Genomic DNA, 1933 nt, shown 5'->3' with positions numbered 1-1933 from the left:
GATCAGGCTCGGCGCGGTTCCGTGGCTAAAAGCGCGATGAGATTGGATGAATGGTCATCGCGCTTTAGGTTATTGTTTGAGCATGATCTCCGCGCAAACGCGTTCCGCGTTTGTCGCGAGGGAAAACCGCTTCACACTTTGCGCTAACGCGGCCCTTCGGGTCCGGATCATGCTCTAAGCGCCCACCAGCGCCTTCGCCGGCAGCACCGTCTGCTGCACGACGAGGCCGCGCGCGCGGGCGTCCATGACACCGACGGCGCGGAGCGCGAGCAGCGTCACGGTCTGCACGGCGTCGCGCAGTTTTGCAGGGTCTTCGATATTTTCCGGTGCGAGCGGACCGACCAGCGATTCATGCAGCGCCCCCAGCAGCGCGGTGGCGGCGAGTGCGGTGTCCTGCGCCGGCAGATGGCCCGCGCGGACCGCAGCGTCGATCCGTGCGGCGATCTCGCCCGCGATCTCGCGGCGGCTTGCGCCCGAGCTTTGCTCGATGGCCCCCTCTTCTCCTTGAAGAAGAGGCGCAGGGAAGACCGCATAGGCGTTAAGGTAGCGCGAGCATCGATTGATACTTGCGTTTTCGAGGAGGCTCGCGAAGGTGGCGCCCCAACGCGCGTTTTCTGCGGCGCAAGCAACGGATGGTTGGTTGTGGAATGATTGCTTGCAGCAAGGATGCAACGAGCTGCTGCAGGACCCGCCAAGCGCCAGGCGTCGTTAAGCGGCCTGCGTCCAGTGGGGAGAGTCCTCGAAGTCGCTGGCAAGCGGCTCGAGCAACAGGATGATCAGGAGGTGGGCCAGCAGGTAGGGCTTGGCAGAGCGCGGATCGGTTCCTGGCGGCGTCTTGAGGCCAATCAGACTCTTCAGTCGCTTGAACCCAAGCTCGATCCGCCATCGCAATCGATAGAGCGCAAGCACATCTTTGGTGGAGAACTCGTCCCGCGCGAGCGACGTGATCAGAATGACCCAATCCGCAGCCTCCAAAGTTTCTTTGGAGATGATGCGGTTTTCATCTTTTGCGTCTTGCCGGGCTTTACGCCGAGAAGCAGCAGCCGCACCGGTGGGCTTCTTGATTGCGACCAGACGCATAGCCAGAGGCGCGCCGCCCTTGCGCTTGATCCAAATCTCCCGATCGACCAGTCCGCGCGCCTTCGCGGCACGCAATTGGGCCATCAGATCGAACGGAAGGCCTTTGGCGTCAAGCCAACGTGCGTTCTTCCAGCCCGCTCGGATCAAAACGTCGGCCCCGGCTTCGCGGACGGCCGCAATGCGGTCAGGTTGCAGATAAGCGCGGTCAGCAATGCGGATCTCGTTCTTGACCACTGGTATCCGGTCAAACGTTTCGCCCTCTTGCTGATCTGTCAGCTCGAAGTGACCAAAGCGCTCATAGGGCAGATCAAATGCGCTATGAACGCGCCAAAGCTCACTGTTCTTGCGCGCAGCCGGTCCCGCCTGAGGCACTGTCGTCGCATCGATGATGCGGATCAGGCGGCCTTGGCTCGCCTTCGGAGCTGCCGCAGCGAGCAAGCCCTCCACCAGCACCGCAAACCAATCACCACATTGACGCAGCCGATAGAACAACGCCACGCTGGTGAGGTCGGCAAGGCCAACAGAAGCCGCCCATGCGGCTGTCGATCTCAGCCCTCTTTCACCCAAACAATAGGCCAGCATCAGCCGAAGTAACGTCACCGCATCTGGAATCTGCCGCCGACGCGCGAAGGCCTTCGTCTGGCGCGCAGTTTTCTCGAGCTGCGCAGCCCCGCCCAGCTGCGCAACCACTCTCGTCCAGTCCTCGTTCAGGAGCGATTCGTCTGCCATCCCCTGTTCGAATCACGGCGGATTCCAACACTCAAGCATAAACTTAACGCCTATGGGGAAGGCCGGGCGCCGGTTGACGCCCTGCGGCCCGCCTGCAGAAAAAAAGCAGGCGGCAGTCACCACA

The 1933-nt window shown here is 62.0% G+C and carries 1 protein-coding gene and 1 pseudogene; both read right to left on the bottom strand.

From position 1 onward, the window contains the following. Nucleotides 1-174: 174 nt before the first annotated feature. Nucleotides 175-480: pseudogene (locus tag QX094_RS34495) on the bottom strand (TetR/AcrR family transcriptional regulator); the annotation flags it as partial. 228 nt (nucleotides 481-708) lie between these two features. After that, the gene (locus QX094_RS34490) at nucleotides 709-1809 is read right to left on the bottom strand and encodes an IS4 family transposase (RefSeq protein WP_315701243.1); all 1101 of its coding nucleotides are present in this window, start codon (nucleotides 1807-1809) and stop codon (nucleotides 709-711) included. Nucleotides 1810-1933: the final 124 nt, after the last annotated feature.

The organism is Bradyrhizobium sp. SZCCHNS1050 (assembly GCF_032484785.1).
In the GTDB taxonomy this organism is placed as follows: domain Bacteria; phylum Pseudomonadota; class Alphaproteobacteria; order Rhizobiales; family Xanthobacteraceae; genus Bradyrhizobium.
The sequence above is the reverse complement of the archived record's forward strand: the minus strand, read 5'-3'. Positions and strand labels throughout refer to the sequence as shown.

What these genes read in the sequence shown, in the direction of transcription:
- QX094_RS34490 (WP_315701243.1), bottom strand. Translation starts at nt 1,809, where the DNA reads ATGGCAGACGAATCGCTCCTGAACGAGGACTGGACGAGAGTGGTTGCG.